This window comes from Streptococcus sp. SS4, assembly GCF_030440125.1.
In the GTDB taxonomy this organism is placed as follows: domain Bacteria; phylum Bacillota; class Bacilli; order Lactobacillales; family Streptococcaceae; genus Streptococcus.
Genome location: NZ_JAQFJM010000001.1, coordinates 259,600 through 278,322 on the forward strand (window position 1 = coordinate 259,600; position 18,723 = coordinate 278,322).

Here is an 18,723-nt window from a genome sequence, read left to right on the forward strand (position 1 = left end):
CAATTATCTTCGTGAACATAAAACAGTCTTTTTTAACTTTTATAATTCACATAAAAAGAATATAATAATACCCATATATTGACCATGACAACATCAAACAATATGTTTAATTAAGGAAAAAATGACAAAGAAAAGAAAGACTAATAGCGTTACTAACCTCAAGTCTGCTTTGATAGACCTTCTACTTGAAATGGAGTACTCAAAAATAACCATTGGAAATATAACTCAGAGAGCAAATGTTAGTAGGGGAACATTTTATCAACATTTTCTTGATAAGGATGATTTAGCATACTCTATCGGAACAGAGACGATGCAAAGATTTTGGGAGATTTTAGCTCAAGGAAATTTAGATAAAGAGGACATGCTTTTAAAGGCTCTACTATTAATAAAAAATGACTATAAACATTTTAAAGCAATTTCAAAAGCACCTCACGTTCAATTTAAAGATAAGGTTCAACAACTTATTTGTGATCTTATAAATAACAACTCAGCTATTAGAGAAAAGATCAAGAAAAAAACGAAGATTTCAGATGAAATTGTGATAAAAGCCTTCTCTACATCTTTTGAAACCATTATCTCATCCTGGATTGATAATGATTTATCGGAAAGTCCCGAAAAAGTTGTAGATAATATCATTAAAATTGAACAGCTATTTTGGAAATAATAAAAAATATAGAAAAAATGATAAAAATCCATAGTCTTCAAACGGTGTGAGCCTATACTGAGACTTTACGCCGTGATAAAAACGCCTGAAGAATTGGTATTTCAGGCGTTCGGAATTTTTGAGATTTTAGGCTCAAAAATTAGCCATGGAACTTCGAAGAAGTTCGCTGGCGTCCGCTATCACCTAAGGAAAGTCTCAAGTAAAAGCCTTTATCTTCAATCTAAAGCCTTGGCAACAAGGCTTTTTCTTGTGGAAAAGTATTCTGAGAATAAGTAGATGTCAAAATCTGGTATAATGAAGCCAAGGAGGCGCCTATGAAAACTTTGAAAAAACAGACGCTAATTCTTTTATCTATCTCTAGCCTGCTACTTGTCGGTTTAGCAGTTTTTGCACATCTCCACAAAAAAGAGGAACAAGCAAATTACTCCAATCTTAATAGTAAGGCTAGTATTAGTGAGGTGCGAGCCATACTCTCGAAACATTTGAACGAGGAGAGTGTGGATAACTTTATCAATCTCGTCACTGATTACAATGACACCGTGGGTTCTGTAGGTCTTTCTGGGAGTTTTGCGCCATTTACCAAAACAGACTATGATGTGGAAAAAATCAGTAGCCTGTGGACAGCCAAGTATGGTGACTTTATCGGTACCAACTGTCGTATCAACACCTACACGCTACTGAAAGGCAAAATCAAGATTCCTCAAGTCAAAAGTGATACTGAGCTCCTTTTCCAAGACAAGGACGCCATTGACAAGGGCAAGCTCTTTAATGCCAAGGACCAGGCAAACTTTGACATTCTTTTTTCAAGGGTCAAGACTGAAGCTACCCAAGATGTCAAGGTTCACGCCAAGCATATGGAGGATTACTACAAACAGTTCACCTTTGATGACAAGGCACGCATGCTGTCGGTTGTTGTCCACGATAATCTGGATGGTGATTCCCTTTTTGTCGGTCACGTCGGAGTCTTGGTGCCTACGACGGATGGCTACTTATTTGTTGAAAAGTTGACCTTTGAAGAGCCCTACCAAGCCATTAAATTTGCCAGCAAAAAAGATTGCTATAAGTATCTCACAACCAAGTACAAGGACTATACCGGACCAGGCCTAGCCAAACCCTTTATCATGGATAATGACAAATGGGTGGATATGGACTAGCTTAACGTGAAGCGGAAGTTTTAATAGGGAAGAAAAAGGAATGAAGAAATGAAAAGAAAACAAGCCTTGTCGCTTTATCTGGCGGGGACCCTTGGACAAATTTTATTAGTTAGTCTCATTGTCTTGATTTTAAGAGCAGGAGAAGTTAGGGTTGATTATGGGACTCCAATTGGCCTCTTTACCCTTATGTTAGGTGGCTTGTCATCAGCCATTTGGGGAGCAATTATTAGCATCCGCTATCATCACTCCAGTTTTAAACAGCTTGTCAGAGATTTTTTCCAAGTCAAACAAGCTCCTCTTAACTATCTCTTAGTCCTCATTTTTCTATGTTTGGATTTTTTACCATATGTCTTTAGTGGGGAAATGATTATTCCAACTTGGTATCTCCCCATAATTTTATTTGTAAAAGCCCTCGTCTTTGGTGGTATAGAAGAAATTGGTTGGCGTTATTTTTTCCAGCCTACTTTGCAAGAAAAGTTGACCTATCTAGTGTCCACGCTTTGTACCTTTGTAGCTTGGTCACTGTGGCATATCCTCTATTTTTACATTGACGGTTCTCTGGCAAGGATTCATTTGCTGTTATTTTTGCTAGGCTTATTAAGCAATTGTTTCATCTTATCCGCTATTTATACAAAGACCAGAAGCCTTTGGCTTTGTGTGATGACACATGCGTTGATCAATGCTTTATCGCAACTGTCATCAGTTGAGAACATTTGGTTATCCCTTGTGATTAAGGTGCTGATAATCCTTCTTGCCATGAGAATTGCTAGTAGCAGTGTGGAGAAAGTTAAATGATAAACCGACTTTTTTCTCACTTTGCTTCAATTATTTATAAATCTTAAGAGTAGTTCAAGACTACTCTTTTTTTCTATGTAATACTCAAATGACCTTGCCCTTCTTTTTGAGGCATGTTATACTAGAAAATGTATTGTCAAAATTTTCTGACATTACAGGTGGAAAGGAGGTGCTAATGCCTTTAAAAAAAACAAAACACCTTGTTTTTTCCAGCTACCTAAGCCTGCTCTGTTTGCTTCTATTTTTAGTAGTAACGTCAGTTTTTGTTGCAGTGTCCTTAGGAGCGGTCACTATAGATATAGGTGATACCTATGGTGTCATCCTCAGAAAATTGGGGTTTCCTATTGCCAGTCAAAGCATAGCCAAACCACTTGAAGCTATTATCTGGAATATGCGAGTTCCGAGGGTTCTCCTAGGGCTAGTAGTCGGTGCAGGCCTTTCTATGTCAGGGAGTGTCATGCAGTCAACCGTTAATAATCCGATTGCCGAACCCTACATTTTAGGCATCTCGGCAGGAGCAACTTTTGGAGCAACCTTGGCCATCATTTTAGGCCTTAAAGCTGTGGTAGGCTTGGGTGCCTTTGTGGGGGCTATCCTAGCGACGGTTCTTGTCCTCATTATTGCCTCTATGCAGGGAAGAGTGACCACATCTGGCTTGATTTTATCTGGAACGGTTGTTAATGCCCTCTTTATTGCCTTTGCCAATTTTATAATCTCTATTGGAGCGACAGCAGATAGTGTCATGACCATTAAGTTTTGGACCATGGGTTCATTGACAGGAACATCTTGGTCAGATTTGATGCTTCCAGCAGTAGTGGTTGGTTTGGCCTTTCTCTTTTTCTCAACTCAGTATCGTGTCTTCAATGCCATGATGATGGGAGATGAAGCAGCTTTGACTTTAGGGATTCCACTTAAACTCTATTGGTATCTTTATATCGCTATCGTTGCGATCATAACGGCCGTCTTGGTTGCTAGTTGTGGTATTATTGGCTTTGTGGGCTTGATTACCCCTCATATCGCTAGAAGTATAGTCGGGACTAACTATCGTAAGCTTTTTCCAGTGGCAACTCTCTTAGGTTCCTTGTTTGTGGTTTGGGCAGACGTCTTGGCTAGAATCCTCGTCAAAAATGCAGAGTTACCTATCGGTATCTTTACAGCCTTGGTTGGCGCACCTTTCTTTATTTATATTGTGACTAAAAATCGTAGGAAGGTGGTTTAGACTTATGGATGTAAAGTGTAAGGATATTCATTATTCGATTGGAGAGAAAAAAATCCTAAACGGTGTCTCTCTAGAGGTTGAAGGTGGGCAATTCCAGACCATACTTGGACCAAATGGGAGTGGGAAATCAACCTTGCTAAAAACCATTTATCGCCAGTTGAAACCAGATAGCGGTCATATTTTACTTGATGGGAAAAGCCTAGATCAGGTAAGCCTAAAGGAAACTGCAAAAGAAATGGCTGTTGTGACACAGTTTAACACCCTTCAATTTGATTGCACGGTGGAAGAAATTGTCATGCTTGGCCGAACGCCCCATCTTTCCTTTCTACAAAAAGAATCGGAGCGGGACCACTTGCTCGTCCAGGATGCCCTAGACAAGGTTGGCATGTCTGAAAAGAAGACACGCTATTATTCGTCCTTATCAGGTGGAGAAAAACAAAGAGTTATCCTAGCGCGTGCTTTGGCTCAGGAACCCAAACTCCTTTTATTGGATGAGCCTACCAATCATTTGGACATTAAGTATCAGTTGGAGATGTTGACTTTGGTCAAGGCATTGGGTATTAATGTCCTTGCAGTTCTTCATGATATTCAATTGGCCTGTCGCTTTTCAGATTATATATACCTATTGAAAGGAGGTGAGATTGTTGCCCAAGGCGTCCCAAGGGATGCCGTCACCCCCCAATCCTTGCAGGCGGTTTATGATGTTCACAGTCGTATTACATGGACGGATGACCAGCAGGCAATGATTCAGTATTTATAAGCCTAGGAAAGGAAGGCCTTATGAACAAGAAAACGTTTCGTATCGCATTAATCGCTGCAGCTGTCCTTACATTGACAGCATGCAGTTCTACATATAAAAACAGCACATCATCGTCATCAACAGCAAAAGAAACGGTAAAAAAGACCAACTCAGAAACCCAGTATCCTTTGACCGTCAAAACTTATGACGATAAAGGAACTGAGTTAGATCAAGTCTTCAAAAAGGCACCAGAAAAGGTTATTACAAATAACCTTTCATCAACTGAAATCTTGATTGAGCTTGGTTTAAAAGACAAGATTGTCGGTATGCTTAACCCTGACAATGAAGTAACCGATAAATATAAGGAAGACATTGCCTCAATCCCGCATATCGGTGATAAGAAGACCATCTCTCAAGAAGCCATCTTGGCTTACGGACCTGATGCCCTTATTGGTCGTAACATGATGTTCTCAGACAAATCAATGGGAACCATCAGCACGTGGAACAGCAACGACATTCCCGTCTATACGCAAAAAGCTTCTGTTTCAACAACCAAACAAGATTTGAATAATATTATCGAAGATGTTAAAAATATTGGTGACATTTTCAACGTTCAAGACAAGGCAGACAAGTATGCAGGACAACTCCAAAAGCGTATCGACGCCGTTAAAAAGAAAAACAAGTCTTCTGACAAAGACTTGAAGAAGGCTCTGATCATGTGTGCCTACAACGATGAGACCTTTGGAACTTACAAATCTGCCCTTCAAGAAAGTATGCTTAATCAGCTTGGCTATACCAATGTTGCGACAGGAACATCAGATTTGACTCTGGAAAATCTCGTGTCTATGGAACCAGAATTGATTATCTATGTAACTAGTGACCGTAATAAGGCCATGGACAAGGATGCTACAGACAAGATGGAAAAGAACGCTGTTCTTGAAAATGTACCAGCCGTTAAAAACAAGAAAATCATGACTATTTCTTATGATGAGCTTATGGATTACGGTCCATCTGTGATTGATTCTCTTGAGAAGGTTAATGACTTTGTTAATAAATAAAGACTTTGTCTGCCATGGCATTCGAGTGACGATTGCCCTTCCTGAGTCTTATGATGCTACTAAGACTTATCCAGCTGTTTTTCTGAACGATGGACAACTGGATTATCTGGGAAAACTAGCGGATTCTGTTATCCTGGTAGGCCTTGAGCCCAAGAATCGCTTGGATGATTTTACACCTTGGTATGCTCAGGCTTTGAGACCTGGAAGTCCTGATTTTGGTGGCAAGCTAGCCAGCTATCATGACCAACTATTTGGCCATATTTTAAATAGCATCCAAGAGGAGTTTAGACTGGATGACAGTCGCATGGCTTACGGAGGCTACTCGCTGGGTGGTTTGGCTGCTATCCACAGTCTTTATAGCAGTGATAAGATGCCTTTTATCTTTTCCATTTGTGGATCCTTTTGGTATTCAGATTTTGTAGATTACTGCCAATCCCATCAGCTTCTTAATAAGTCTTGCTCGGTCTATTTACGTAACGGTTTGACCGAAGGGTCTAATCATAAGAATAGACTGGCCAAGGCTCCTAGCTTTGCCAAAGAAGTACATGAATGCATCAAAAAACAGTGCTTATCCACTTATTCAGCACTTGACCCCTACGGTCATCATGATAATCTCCAAGAAAGATATGATGCTTTTTCGGACTGGTTGATTGAAGAGTGGAAACTCTGAAATGCTGCTATTGGTGATTGAGTAGAAAAGAGAGAAGAAAAGTAGTGAAGAAAATTCCGACGATGGAATCTCTTCACTACTTTTTGTTATGACCATCACAGTTGATGCTTCCGAAAAGTTTTTAGACATGAATCAAAAAACGCCTTAACTCCGTATATTAAAAGTAATTGACTTACCTTTGACTTATATCCTAACTTCAAAAAGGACAAGACTATTATTGTTGTTGATGCAGTAACTTATATAATTTAAAACTTTTTTGTTGGAGAAGTAGAAGGGAAAAAACTATACTTTGGTGCCTGAGAATACTTCGATATGGTTCCCTAGTATTTTTATATCTACTGGAAGATTATCCGATTTGTCTCCATCAACATCTGACTCTAACTCAACCTCTGAAGAAATCCTAATATTACGCGCTTTGATATATTCGATATTATCGTTACCTACTAGATCCCCTTTTAACAAATCTGGGATAGTCGATAATTTAGAAATGATGGATGCATCTTTTAAAATCAAGATATTTCCATATCCATCTGTATTTTCATCAAATAGTTTTTTGTCTGCATAGTAATTAGATAGAAGAACTAAGACCTGACTAGCTTCACCTTCATAATTGCCATTTTCGCTTTCAATACGAACATTAAATACATCGTCTTCCACAACGGACTTCATCGTATTGATTGCATATGCAAAGATACCGTACTTTGTTTTATCTTCAATATCAACGTTATGAATAGCTTCTGGTAAAGATCCAACACTTAAAATATAGCCAAAATAATTTTGATTAGCTTTTCCAACATCAATGGTTTTAGTAAAATTGAAATCAAGTTCTTCAATCGCTTGATCAATATTTTGGTTGATTTCTAATAGCTTAGTGATTAAATTACCAGTTCCACCAGGAATAATCCCAAGTTTTGGAATGTGATTTTTTTCAGCAATCCCCGAAATAACCTCATTTACAGTACCGTCTCCACCAAAAACAATTACTGCATCATATTTTTCTTTAGAGGCTTTTTCAGCAAATTGAGTTGCATCTTTGGCTTTTTGCGTAATCTTAGTTTCAACATAATCAAAATACTCTTTAGCCTTATTCTCCAAGCTCTCTTTATAATCTAATGCTGTTTCTCCTCCAGAAGTTGGATTAATAATTATCATTACTTTTTTCATTGATATTTTCTCCTATGGACTACTAGTGACGATACTTTTCAACGGTTTCTTATGCTTATCAAATTAATATCTCACATTACTTGTTGTTATTTGGGGATTCTTTTTACTTATCCTTTTCTATTTGTTGAAGATCATCATCGTTTTTATATTGAATGATGTAGTCGACTATTTCTTTTTCAGTTAATCTATCATTTGTTATTTGTGAAACCTGAATCGAGATATTTTTCAAACCATATTCATTTTGTTTGTTAACGATACTTTGTAACTCAGCTTCTGAAAGATATTTACCTGAAATGGTTAGCTTTAGTGTATTATTTTCTTTACTATATTTCTTTTTCAAAATAGTATGGTTTTCAAATTGATCAGATAGATAATTATTGATAGACTCATTGATTAGCGTATCTCTAACTAAGGTAGTTGCAGAAGCTAAACTTGGAATAATAAGAACAAGCGAGACTAGAATTAATATTTTTCGCATTTTAGAGGCTTTACGATTATGTTTAACATAAGGATTATTAACCATCATCACATTAGTGCCAATATATGTAGCAATCATAATAAAACTGCAGTTAATGGAGAACAAATATGACGCCCCTATCATATACTCAAGATTTCCTGTGGCAATAGAATACCCCACGGTACAAACGGGTGGCATAAGAGCAGTTGCAATGGCGACACCAGGAACAATGTTATTAGCTTCTTTCTTTCGTGCTCCAATAATGCCGGCTAATCCACCGACGAATGCTATTACAACGTCCCAAATTGTGGGCGAAGTTCTAGCAATAATTTCCGTACTTGCGTAAGAAATGGGCGAAAGTAAAAAATAAAGTGTAGAGGCTAAAAGGCTTACTGCAACTTGAATAAAAAGAACTTTAAACGATTTTTTGAGAAGTTTTGTATCTAATATTGCTAACGCAAAACCTACTCCAAGGATAGGTGTCATCAATGGAGAAATCAACATTGCCCCTATGATTGTTGGAATAGAATTCATATTCAAACCAATAGATGCAATCAATATCGCACACAATAAAGTGGTTAAGTCACTTTTTGATAAATCTAAATCCTCATAGATTTTGTCCCTAAATTCTATTAGAGAATAAAGTTTACCATCCTTCAAAACTTTTTCCATAACAGTACTCCCTCTTTGTTAGTATAGTCACTTTTTAAGAAGTTACTCAATACTGTTTGACCTCTTCTGAAAGGAAAGAATATCTTGAGGGAACAACTTTTTAAGCTCACTCTTTGACGACGTATCTAAATCATTGGCCATTATTATTGTAACTTCTTTACGTGGGCGTGTTTTATATTCTACTTTCAATTTGTAATCAATTCATTACTCCTTATTAATGTTAAACTCCTACTGAAAATACCACAGTGTCTGGTATATTATTTATACTTCTTTATTAGATGGTTACTTTTTAAAGAAAAATCATGTAAGGGTTTCCATAATTCAATTATACATTTTATTTATGTTTTAGTCACTCTAACTTCTTAGGACTATTTTCTTTTGTATCTAAAACCTGATTAATCACATGGATGCACCAGTTTAATCAATCTTTTTATTCCTAAATTTTTCCATTTAGGAAATGCTCTTATAATTGTATAGCTAGGTGTAATTTATTCAAAGCTTCTCGTGTACACAAAAAAATTATGAGCTAAGCGAAATTACAAACTTACGCAAACGGTTGCAAAAACCACCGATAGTTTCCATACTTTCTTTGTAAGCGCAAACATTTTCATTGACTTATCAATTTGATTAACTTATACTGTTATTAACAGGTATATACTAACATTAATCTTATGATTGTTAAGATTAATATAAAAAATGTTTTAGCTAAAATGTAACTCTTTAGATGGTTTGATTTTCCAAACAATCTAACTTTCCTCTATGTAGAAAGGGGGAGACATTATGCTTTGGGCTATTATTGTCGGAGGCTTTATAGGTTTTATTGCTGGTGGAATCACTAAAAAGGGAGGTTCCATGGGAATAATTGCCAATATCTTTGCAGGTTTAATTGGTTCATCTGTTGGACAGTCACTCTTCGGTTCTTGGGGACCTAGACTAGCTGGAATGGCCTTAGTTCCATCAATTTTAGGGGCAGTTATTGTTGTTGCAGTAGTATCATTTTTCTTAGGAAAAAAAGAATAATTTTCAATATTTCGACAGGAAGACTCCAATCAACTAGCAAACTTAGTGCCGATAAATTAAAAAAGTGGTAAACATGGACTAGCTAATGGTTTATCAGCAAATAAAGATAACGTTAGTGAGGGTGTTCAAGCTGTTTATGACTCGACTTCAACACAAAAGCTATAATTTAACTTATCTTGTTATACTTAAAAATTTGAATGTATTGTTTAAGAGCGTTCATATTTAAAAATCTTTATGTCCAAAGGAGGATAAAATTATGTCAGTAGAAGAAAAACTTAACCAAGCTAAAGGCGCTATTAAAGAAGGTTTCGGAAAAGTAACTGGTGATAAAAAAACAGAAAAAGAGGGTGCTGCTGAAAAAGCAGTCTCAAAAGTGAAAGAAGTTGCCGAAGATGCCAAAGATGCTGTTGAAGGAGCTATCGAAGGTGTGAAAAATATGATTAAAAAGGACGATAAATAATTAAATAGTCAATTGATTTTTCACATAAAAGCTACAAAAGTTACTCTACAAAAAAATAGAGTTGTCATATTCTACTCCTAATTACTCACTTATAAGATTACTTTCAAAATAACTACAAATCGATATTCTTATAATATTATTCAGTTGAAAAATCAACTTTCTTTAGATTAATTTAAATTCCTTTTTAAATCCATATATATTCTTTCTAATAGTAAAAGCACTCTAATTTCTATAGTTTTATCCAAGCTATAGACGCTAGAGTGTTTTTTATAACATTTTGAAGAATTATTTAATGATTGGGGGAGGTTTGTATTTTTCTAGTTTTTATACAAATCAGCAAAATATAAGCGCTAACATCATCCCGAATAGGGAATGGCAAACGTTTGCATTACTTGTGAATATTTTCACTACCAAAGCATCACATTTTCAGTGAATTACTTGATTTTCATAAGTATTAGTTTTATAATCAAAGTATAGAAAACGCTTTCAAAAACATCTCCGAGTTTTTGTCCTACTTGAAGTGGTTCGGCTAACAGCCGACTTCCATTCTAGAAAGGAGTATTGTTTTGAGTCAATGTGATATTCTCATTATAGGGGCAGGTCCTGGTGGTTATGTTGCTGCTGAAGAAGCTGCCCGTTTAGGTAAAAAGGTAACTGTCATTGAGAAAAACTCCATAGGTGGCACTTGTTTGAACGTTGGCTGTATCCCATCCAAAGCCTATCTTGAACATGCTCATTGGTTATTAGCTGCTAAAGAAGCCTCTCAGTATGGAGTAACAGTTTTAAATGATAATCTTGATTTTCAAAAACTTGTTGCTCGCAAAGATCAAGTCGTAGCAACACTACAGTCTGGTATTCAATCAAGTTTTAAACAATTAGGGATCACCTATATTGAAGGTGAGGCAGCTTATATTTCTGATAAAACCTTCCAAGTTAATGGTGAAAGAGTCTCAGGTAAGTCTGTTATTTTGGCGACGGGGAGTCATCCATTTATTCCTCCTATTGCTGGTATTAACGATGTTGACTACTTGACAACAGATAGCTTTTTCAACTTAAAGGAACTTCCTCAACGTTTGGTTATCATTGGTGGGGGTATTATTTCCGTTGAGTTAGCTTTTGCCATGGCTCCACTTGGTGTGGATGTGACAATGATAGAGGTTGCACCAACAATTTTAGCAACTGAAGATGACGAAGCACGTTCCATTATTAGAGAAAAGATGGAACAACTTGGAATTACTATTCTGGAGGGAGTTAGCATAGATAGGGTTAAAGAAAATGCTGTAATTTTAGCAGATGGCAAGTCCTACTCTTATGATAACTTACTTGTAGCAACAGGGCGTAAGCCAAATATTGAGTTAGCCCAAATGATGGGCTTGGAGCTGACCGAAAAAGGCTTTATTAAGGTAGATAGTTATTACGAGTCATCTCAATCAGGTGTTTATGCGATTGGGGATTTGATTCCTGGATATATGTTAGCTCATGTTGCTAGTAGCGAGGGAATCAAAGCTGTTCGAGCCATTTGTCGTCAGGCTGAGGAACCGGTTGATAATTCAAGTGTTCCACGGTCTCTCTTTACAACGCCAGAGATTGCTTCCTTTGGCTTGTCAGAAGAGGAGGCGGTACAACAAGGATATGATATATCAGTTGGTCAACTTCCTTATGTTTATAATGGTCGAGCCATTGCGTCTAATTCAGCAAAAGGTTTTGTTAAAATTGTCTCCGAAAAACGCTATCACCTACTATTAGGTGCCGTTATCGTTGGTCCACATGCAACTGATATTCTACAATCCTTGATTGTCTTGAAAGATGCTGAAGGAACACTTGATCAGCTTGATAAGACAATTTTTGCACATCCAACAATTTCTGAATTGGTTCAGGAAGTTGTAAGACTGATTTTAAGGTCCTAAGGTCGATGGATAGGTTTAGCACAGCCATTCTCATTTTTTCAAATCTATATATCTGTCAATAATATTTGTTTTTTATAAAGCTCTCTATAGAAGGAGGAAACAATATGACACATTATCAAGAATTGCCACAAGCCCTAATGAAAGAAAAACATCAGGGACAAACCTTAACCAAGGAAGAAGTTAAGGTTCAAACTGCCCATGATCTTGGTGTGGAAAATGTTTCAAAAGAAGAGGCTAAATCCATGTATAAGACTATGTGGGATATTCGAAATTTTGAAGAAAATGCACGACATTTCTTTTCAATCGGTCAAATTCCAGGATTTGTTCACCTTTACTCAGGTGAGGAAGCTATTGCGACTGGGGTATGTGCTAACTTGACTGATAAAGACTACATTACTAGCACACATCGAGGACATGGACACTGTGTGGCTAAAGGTGGAGACCTTAAAAAAATGATGGCTGAAATCTTTGGTAAGTCTACTGGGCTTGGTAAAGGTAAGGGTGGCTCTATGCATATCGCTGACTTGGATAAAGGAATCCTTGGTGCTAATGGTATGGTAGGCGGAGGCTTTGGTCTTGCGACTGGGGCTGCTATGCGCAACAAATATCTAAAGACTGATGATGTTGCTGTATGTTTCTTTGGTGATGGTGCTGCCAATGAAGGTAATTTTCATGAGTGCTTAAACATGGCCTCTATTTGGAATCTACCTGTGGTATTTGTAAATGAAAACAACCTTTTTGCAGAATCAACACCACAATGGTATTCATCAGGTTCTCCAACAATTGCTGAACGTGCACAAGCTTACAATATGCCTGGCGTTCGCGTTAATGGTAAGGACTTATTTGCTGTTTATCAAGTGGCTAAAGAGGCCATTGAACGTGCGCGTCGTGGAGATGGTCCAACGTTAATTGAAGCTATTACTTATCGTAACCATGGCCATTTCGAAGGAGATGAGCAAAAATACAAAGCACCAGATGGAATCGAAAAAGAATGGGCAGATGTGGATGCCTTGGAAGTATTTCGTGACCTGGTAACTGAAAAGGGTATCCTTAGCCAAGATGAATTGGATGAGATTGTTGCCCAATCACAAAAAGATGTTGAAGATGCAATCCACTTTGCTCAAGAGAGCCCAATTCCAAAAGAAGAAGCTCTCTACGAAGACGTATTTGCAGACTGATTGAGGAGGATTCATAATGACTAGAGAAACATTATTTATGAAAGCCATCAATGAAGGGCTCGATCAAGCCATGGAAAGAGACGAGCGAGTTGTTCTCCTAGGGGAGGATATCTCAGGTGGTGTTAATGTTGAACACTTAGAAAATAATAACGAGGATGCCTGGGGCGGTGTCATGGGGATTACACGAGGACTGATGCCGAAATATGGCAGGGAACGTGTTATTGATACTCCGATTTCTGAGCACGGCTATTTATCAGCTTCGGTGGGGATGGCGCTTACGGGACTAAGACCTGTACCAGAGTTGATGTTTAATGATTTTATTGGATTCTGTTTTGATGCCCTATTAGGACAGGCTTCTAAGATGCGTTACATGTTTGGCGGTAAAGCTAAAGTTCCGATGGTTGTTCGTACTATGCACGGGGCAGGTGCCTCAGCTGCTGCGCAACACTCTGGATCCTATTACGGTTTATTTGGATCGATCCCTGGTATTAAGGTGGTCGTTCCTGCTACCCCTTATGATGCTAAAGGTTTACTACTGGCGTCAATTGAGGATGATAATGTTGTTATTTTTTCTGAAGACAAGACTTTATATGGATTAAAAGGGGAAGTGCCAGAAGAATACTATACTGTACCAATTGGTAAGGCTGCCGTTCGTAGAGAAGGTAAGGATTTAACAATTGTGACAATTGGTAAGATGTTGTATGTAGCTTATGAGGTCGCAGACCGCTTGGCAAAAGACAACATTTCTGTAGAAGTGATTGATCTTCGTACAGTTGCTCCATGGGATGAAGAAACAGTATTAAATTCCGTGAAGAAAACTGGTCGTTTAATTATTGTGGATGAGGCCAACCCACATAACAATACTGCAACTGACATTGCATCTGTAGTTTCAGATAAAGCTTTTGATTATCTTGATGGACCAGTAAAATGTGTTTGTGCACCAAATACTCCTGTTCCATTTGCGACAAACTTAGAACAAGCCTATATCCCTGATGCGGATAAGGTTTTGAAAGTAGCTGATGAATTGATTCAGGACTTGAAAGGATAGGAGGGCACTTATGGCAACAGAAATTTTAATGCCCAAGCTCGGCCTAACCATGACTGAAGGACTCATTCAAAAGTGGTTGGTCCAAGTTGGTGATACAGTAACAAGTGGTCAGCCTTTATTGGAAATTAGTTCTGAAAAATTGACTAGTGAAGTCGAATCCCCTGCTTCTGGGGTTGTTCTAGACATTGTGCATGGTGAAGGTGTTACAGTTAAATGTAAGGAAGTCGTTGGATGGATTGGTCAGGAAGGAGAGGATGTAGGAACCCAAGAGGCTCCTGCACAAGAGGAAGCTCCAACTGAAGTCGCTAAAGATTCAACACCGTCTAGTCCTAAATCTACTACAGCACCTATAGCTCGTACTGGTGGGGAACGCATTTTCATTACACCGGTGGCTCGTAAGATGGCTGCTGAGAAAGGCTATGATATCTCCCTTATTAAAGGGACAGGTGGAAATGGTCGTATTACAAGACGTGATGTAGAAGCTTACCAACCAAGTCTTGTTGTTGATAAGGTCGTTGAACCTCTACCACAAGATATGACCTCAGGTCAATACGGTGAGGGACTCCAAGGCATGCGTAAGATTATTGCCGAACGTATGATGAACAGTCTTCATTCTTCTGCTCAAGTGACACTCCATCGTAAGGCTGATTTGACTGAGCTTTTGAAATTCCGTAAAGAACTTAAGGCCAAGGTCCATACTCCACTTGAAAATGGTGAACTAGGTATCACAACTCTATTAACTAAAGCAGTAACCAAAGCTTTGAGAGATTTTCCAGCTTTGAATGCTTGGTATGGCGGCGGCATTCATCAGATTCACGAACGCATTCATATTGGTATGGCAACAGCTTTGGATGATGGTTTGGTTGTCCCTGTGATTCGAGACGCAGACCGTATGACTTTAGCAGATCTTGGTCAAAGCATTAAGACTCTGGCTAATCAAGCTCGAAAAGGTACACTTCCATCTGACCTATATAGTGGTTCTACTTTCTCAATTACGAACCTAGGGGGGCCAGGTGTAGAATACTTCACACCAATCCTTAACTCCCCAGAGGTGGCAATTCTTGGAGTAGGAGCAACTCAACAAGCTTTGGCATTTAATGAGGAGGGAGAGGTTGTTCAAAAAGACTATCTTCCATTGAGTCTGAGCTTCGACCATCAAATCATCGATGGCCTTCCAGCAGCTGAATTTTTAGCACAAGTTATATCTTATCTGGAAGACCCGTATCTCCTTATTTTCTAGTGGATTTAAATTTTGCAAGGTTAAGATTATCAACTAATAGACATATTATAAGTTAAAATATAAAGTTTTTTGCTAACCTTGTCTAGCTCAATAGCTAGCGTAAAGCTTACACAAAGAGAAGACAAAATTAGTCTTCTCTTTTCGTGTTGCTAAGGGGGAGAGCTTTTCTTAAGTCAAGTGGGAATTTGTCTATCAATTTCCTAATGTCTTTTAATAACAATATACAAAACCCATTTGTGATTTTGTCTTTCTTCAATCTTTGAAAAGCCAATACTTGTTAATAGCTGACTCAATTCAGAACTTGTTCCATAATCTGTCATATGATACTTAATTTTTTCTTTTTCGGAAGCAATAATCAGAGTGGAAGGATTGGACATGACTCGATAGATTTCCTGAAAGCTTTGTTTTAAATCTTTCCAGAAAATATGGGTCTGAATGGCAAAGACAAGATCAAAATAATGATTTTGGTAGGGGAGGTTTTCGACATTGCCAACCATCAGCTGGACACTATCATTTTCTATTGACTTTAAAAGCATCCGTTTAGCAGTTTGATAAGACTCCTTGGAAATATCAATGCCATGAATGTCAAGATTTTTATCTAAAGCAAGTAGGTTTTTGATAGTTCTACCACCGCCATAACCGACTTCTAAAATACGACTATTGTTAGGGATAGTGATTTGTTTTATTGCCCAAAGGCTGAGTTCCTTAAAGTAGGACGACCAGATGTTGGTAATCACTCGGCCAACAAGACCACTCGGATTTCTAGATTGGTTTATAAGATATTGAATGAGCATGTTCCCTCCCATTTTTGAAAATAAAGTTTGAAATATAGATGGTTTAAATTCAAACTTTATTATAGAGAAAGCTAGTAAGAATAGCAAGGAAAAATGAAATATATACACATATATTTCAAACTTATGCTACAATTGGTAATAACAGAGGTATTTACATGAATCAATATCAAAAGACGACTGAGAAAAAGAAGCAAGCGATTATTCAAGCAGCTTTGCGTCTATTCAAAGAAAAAGGTTTTAAGGAAACGAGTATAAAATCTATTGCAGAGGCAGCAGAAGTATCTCCTGTTTCTATCTACAATTATTTCGGGAGCAAAGATAATTTGGTGGCTCTCTGTGTTAATGACTTGTTTGAAGAAATAACCCAACAAGCCGAGGACATTTTAAATAGCAATCTAGATTTTAAAACAAAATTAGACCAGGCTTTAGACCTATGTCAGGAGAAAATGAGTCAGCAAATCTCGGACTATTTTCAAGATAAAATGGTGGAAGATTCTGTTTTCTCAACTCTCTTAACGAAAGCAATCACTGCAAAAAAACGTGACATCTATCGTGCTTATATTCATCTCGGAAAAGCAGAGGACCTTATTGCTGAAGACCTATCGACAGAGCTTATCTTAACTGTCATGGATGCTCTTAATGGTATGGGAAATCAATTAGCCCATAGTGACAATTTAGAGACAGAGGTTGAGCAAATTCATCAGATCTTTTTGTACGGTATTTTAGGAAAAAAGAAATCATGATTTTCCTAATTCTATTATTGTTCACAGCTAACAACATCCCATCTCTTGTATATTCTCATGCATGGGTGTAAAATTTACTATATAAAGATAAAGAGGAGCAAGTTATGGAATTAAAAGATTTTACAGAAAAAGAACAGGAGCAAATCGAGAAAGGTTTGAGTACGGCTGAGATTTCTGATAAAGAAGCGGCTAAGAAGTTGCTCGCTCTCGTACCACAAGAATGGATTAAACGCATTCCTTTCTTTGTCAGAGGGCATGCGACGACTAAGACAGTTGAGCGTGTAGCTAAGCAATACCCTGAACTCTATGCCGTGGCGAAACGTCAAGGAGACCTTCCTGAAAAAGAGAGAGAAGAGTTACGTAAGATTATGACAGACATCTTTGAAGAAAAGATGAACAAACACAAGATTAAATAAGATTTTTAAAGACAATGTGTTTATTTCTACAATTACGAATCAACCTTCCATAAAAAAGAGATACTGTCAATTTTACCATCCCGTTACGGAGAAAAAATGAGCAAATTTATTTCAAAACAATCAGTCGCTATCTGGTATGTACTGTCTGCCCTATTTACTACATATATAGTAGGGCAAGTTATCCTATGGTGTTTCCCAGACAGGACTAGTCTGGGTGCCTCACTACTGTTTATCCTAATGAACTGTGTTCCCCTGATTATGGCGGCTGTCTTTTCTCTTGTGTTGAGTGAAGTCAAATCCTTGGGTGAATTCTTCAAAAAGGTCTTTCTTCAAAAAGAAAGTCCCCTGTCCTGGATTCTAGCTCTCTTCATTCCAGTCATCTACTATGGAATCTCATTCTTTCTCAGGAATGTTAGCTTTACTGGGAACACCTTCTTGGCCTTCTTACTATATTTTCCCTGGACCTTTTTATATGGGGGGCTGGAAGAAGTAGGTTGGCGTTGGTTTTTACAAGAACATCTTTACTTTAGCAAGCACTTTATAACTAAAATGATGGTTCTTTCCATTGTCTGGTTCCTCTGGCATATCCCTATCTATCAACTCCCTTGGATTACAGCAGGTTCCTCCAACTATCTCATTTTTTACCTGATGATTTTAGGAAATACTTTTCTATTTGGAGCTCTCAAAGAGTATTCGAAAGGAGCTGCTCCTTGTATCCTTGCCCATATGCTGATCGATAGTCTGGCTGTCCTTATGCTAGTTCAGAGTTCTCTTACTCAGATTATCCTTCTGGTTATTTTCGAAATCCTACTAGCCTCTTGGCTGGTGGCGGTACGAAAATCATAGAATTAGAGTTGAACCTCCCACTGAATTTCGGTGGGAGCTTTTCTTTCCTATCTGTTGATATAATGACACAGTTTCATTTTTAGGAGGTGATTCGTTTGGCCAAGGATACATTCCATCATCAAAAGGCTGAAAAAGAGAGAGAAGAGCTCCGTAAAATCATGACAGACATCTTTGAAGAAAAGATGAACAAACACAAGATTAAATAATGTTGTATCAAAAGAGGTATAAGTCTACAAACTTATACCTCTTTCTTATCTTTACTTCCTATTTGATTTGGATAGACTAATGGCAACCATAGTCGCACACAGGAAAAATGCTGAGAGTAAACCTTTTGTAGTGGGAGTCATAAAAGGTTTATCAAAGACATAATAGTTATAGACAGAAAATCCCAGTCCAATAAGAGTTACAATAATCGACACAACAAATAGCGTCACCCATAATCTTCTTTGAGTCATCGTAAACCTCCTGTTTGTATTCGT

General features: G+C 37.7%; 20 protein-coding genes. 16 read left to right on the forward strand and 4 right to left on the reverse strand.

Features of this window, described 5'->3' with window-relative positions; translation table 11 throughout:
- Positions 1-121: 121 nt before the first annotated feature.
- The 7 genes from PCY16_RS01280 (at position 122) to PCY16_RS01310 (ending at position 6,299) form a co-directional block, all read left to right on the forward strand.
- Positions 122-664, forward strand: a complete 543-nt coding sequence (locus PCY16_RS01280; RefSeq protein ID WP_037600293.1) for a TetR/AcrR family transcriptional regulator — start codon at positions 122-124, stop codon at positions 662-664.
- 314 nt (positions 665-978) lie between these two features.
- A complete protein-coding gene (locus PCY16_RS01285) occupies positions 979-1,818 on the forward strand; it encodes a DUF4300 family protein (RefSeq protein ID WP_155212928.1) in 840 nt (279 codons plus the stop codon).
- 48 nt (positions 1,819-1,866) lie between these two features.
- Entirely contained in the window at positions 1,867-2,613 is a 747-nt protein-coding gene (locus PCY16_RS01290) for a CPBP family intramembrane glutamic endopeptidase (protein ID WP_155212929.1), read from the forward strand.
- Positions 2,614-2,788: 175 nt separating this feature from the next.
- Positions 2,789-3,832: an iron ABC transporter permease gene (locus PCY16_RS01295; RefSeq protein WP_155212930.1), complete on the forward strand. Its 1,044-nt coding sequence runs from the start codon at positions 2,789-2,791 to the stop codon at positions 3,830-3,832.
- A gap of 4 nt (positions 3,833-3,836) precedes the next feature.
- On the forward strand, positions 3,837-4,592 hold the full coding sequence (locus PCY16_RS01300; protein WP_155212931.1) for an ABC transporter ATP-binding protein: 756 nt from the start codon (positions 3,837-3,839) through the stop codon (positions 4,590-4,592).
- Between the two features lie 20 nt (positions 4,593-4,612).
- Positions 4,613-5,629: an ABC transporter substrate-binding protein gene (locus PCY16_RS01305; RefSeq protein ID WP_073950127.1), complete on the forward strand. Its 1,017-nt coding sequence runs from the start codon at positions 4,613-4,615 to the stop codon at positions 5,627-5,629.
- Positions 5,610-6,299, forward strand: coding sequence for an alpha/beta hydrolase-fold protein (locus PCY16_RS01310; protein ID WP_073950129.1), 690 nt, complete (start codon positions 5,610-5,612; stop codon positions 6,297-6,299). The genes PCY16_RS01305 and PCY16_RS01310 overlap by 20 nt, the downstream gene beginning before the upstream one ends.
- A 282-nt stretch (positions 6,300-6,581) precedes the next feature.
- Here PCY16_RS01310 and PCY16_RS01315 read toward each other — a convergent pair whose 3' ends face one another.
- Both PCY16_RS01315 and PCY16_RS01320 read right to left on the reverse strand, forming a co-directional pair.
- Positions 6,582-7,463 (reverse strand): diacylglycerol kinase family protein, encoded by an 882-nt coding sequence (locus PCY16_RS01315; protein WP_155212932.1) that lies wholly within the window; start codon positions 7,461-7,463, stop codon positions 6,582-6,584.
- 103 nt (positions 7,464-7,566) lie between these two features.
- A complete protein-coding gene (locus tag PCY16_RS01320; RefSeq protein ID WP_195413816.1) occupies positions 7,567-8,592 on the reverse strand; it encodes a DUF389 domain-containing protein in 1,026 nt (341 codons plus the stop codon).
- Between the two features lie 780 nt (positions 8,593-9,372).
- Between PCY16_RS01320 and PCY16_RS01325 the strand changes: the two genes are divergently transcribed.
- The 6 genes from PCY16_RS01325 (at position 9,373) to PCY16_RS01350 (ending at position 15,445) form a co-directional block, all read left to right on the forward strand.
- Positions 9,373-9,612 carry a GlsB/YeaQ/YmgE family stress response membrane protein gene (locus PCY16_RS01325; RefSeq protein WP_002890536.1) on the forward strand — a complete coding sequence of 80 codons (240 nt, stop codon included), beginning with the start codon at positions 9,373-9,375 and terminating at the stop codon, positions 9,610-9,612.
- 256 nt (positions 9,613-9,868) lie between these two features.
- Positions 9,869-10,072: a CsbD family protein gene (locus tag PCY16_RS01330; RefSeq protein WP_004182825.1), complete on the forward strand. Its 204-nt coding sequence runs from the start codon at positions 9,869-9,871 to the stop codon at positions 10,070-10,072.
- A 566-nt stretch (positions 10,073-10,638) separates the two neighbouring features.
- On the forward strand, positions 10,639-11,979 hold the full coding sequence (gene lpdA / locus PCY16_RS01335) for a dihydrolipoyl dehydrogenase (RefSeq protein WP_195413815.1): 1,341 nt from the start codon (positions 10,639-10,641) through the stop codon (positions 11,977-11,979).
- A 104-nt stretch (positions 11,980-12,083) separates the two neighbouring features.
- Positions 12,084-13,157 carry a thiamine pyrophosphate-dependent dehydrogenase E1 component subunit alpha gene (locus PCY16_RS01340; protein ID WP_014634179.1) on the forward strand — a complete coding sequence of 358 codons (1,074 nt, stop codon included), beginning with the start codon at positions 12,084-12,086 and terminating at the stop codon, positions 13,155-13,157.
- A gap of 16 nt (positions 13,158-13,173) precedes the next feature.
- Positions 13,174-14,205, forward strand: coding sequence for an alpha-ketoacid dehydrogenase subunit beta (locus tag PCY16_RS01345; protein WP_002890539.1), 1,032 nt, complete (start codon positions 13,174-13,176; stop codon positions 14,203-14,205).
- 10 nt (positions 14,206-14,215) lie between these two features.
- Entirely contained in the window at positions 14,216-15,445 is a 1,230-nt protein-coding gene (locus PCY16_RS01350) for a dihydrolipoamide acetyltransferase family protein (RefSeq protein WP_195413814.1), read from the forward strand.
- A gap of 200 nt (positions 15,446-15,645) precedes the next feature.
- Here the strand turns inward: PCY16_RS01350 and PCY16_RS01355 are convergent, their stop codons facing one another.
- The gene (locus tag PCY16_RS01355; RefSeq protein WP_195413813.1) at positions 15,646-16,239 is read right to left on the reverse strand and encodes a class I SAM-dependent methyltransferase; all 594 of its coding nucleotides are present in this window, start codon (positions 16,237-16,239) and stop codon (positions 15,646-15,648) included.
- Between the two features lie 155 nt (positions 16,240-16,394).
- On the opposite strand from PCY16_RS01355, the gene PCY16_RS01360 reads away from it, so the two are divergent.
- The 3 genes from PCY16_RS01360 to PCY16_RS01370 all read left to right on the forward strand — a co-directional run bounded on the left by PCY16_RS01360 (position 16,395) and on the right by PCY16_RS01370 (position 18,244).
- Entirely contained in the window at positions 16,395-16,982 is a 588-nt protein-coding gene (locus PCY16_RS01360) for a TetR/AcrR family transcriptional regulator (protein WP_195413812.1), read from the forward strand.
- A gap of 104 nt (positions 16,983-17,086) precedes the next feature.
- Positions 17,087-17,398 carry a hypothetical protein gene (locus PCY16_RS01365; protein ID WP_014634183.1) on the forward strand — a complete coding sequence of 104 codons (312 nt, stop codon included), beginning with the start codon at positions 17,087-17,089 and terminating at the stop codon, positions 17,396-17,398.
- A gap of 96 nt (positions 17,399-17,494) precedes the next feature.
- Positions 17,495-18,244, forward strand: a complete 750-nt coding sequence (locus tag PCY16_RS01370; protein ID WP_195413811.1) for a CPBP family intramembrane glutamic endopeptidase — start codon at positions 17,495-17,497, stop codon at positions 18,242-18,244.
- A 257-nt stretch (positions 18,245-18,501) separates the two neighbouring features.
- Here PCY16_RS01370 and PCY16_RS01375 read toward each other — a convergent pair whose 3' ends face one another.
- Positions 18,502-18,699: a bacteriocin immunity protein gene (locus PCY16_RS01375; protein ID WP_195413810.1), complete on the reverse strand. Its 198-nt coding sequence runs from the start codon at positions 18,697-18,699 to the stop codon at positions 18,502-18,504.
- Positions 18,700-18,723: the final 24 nt, after the last annotated feature.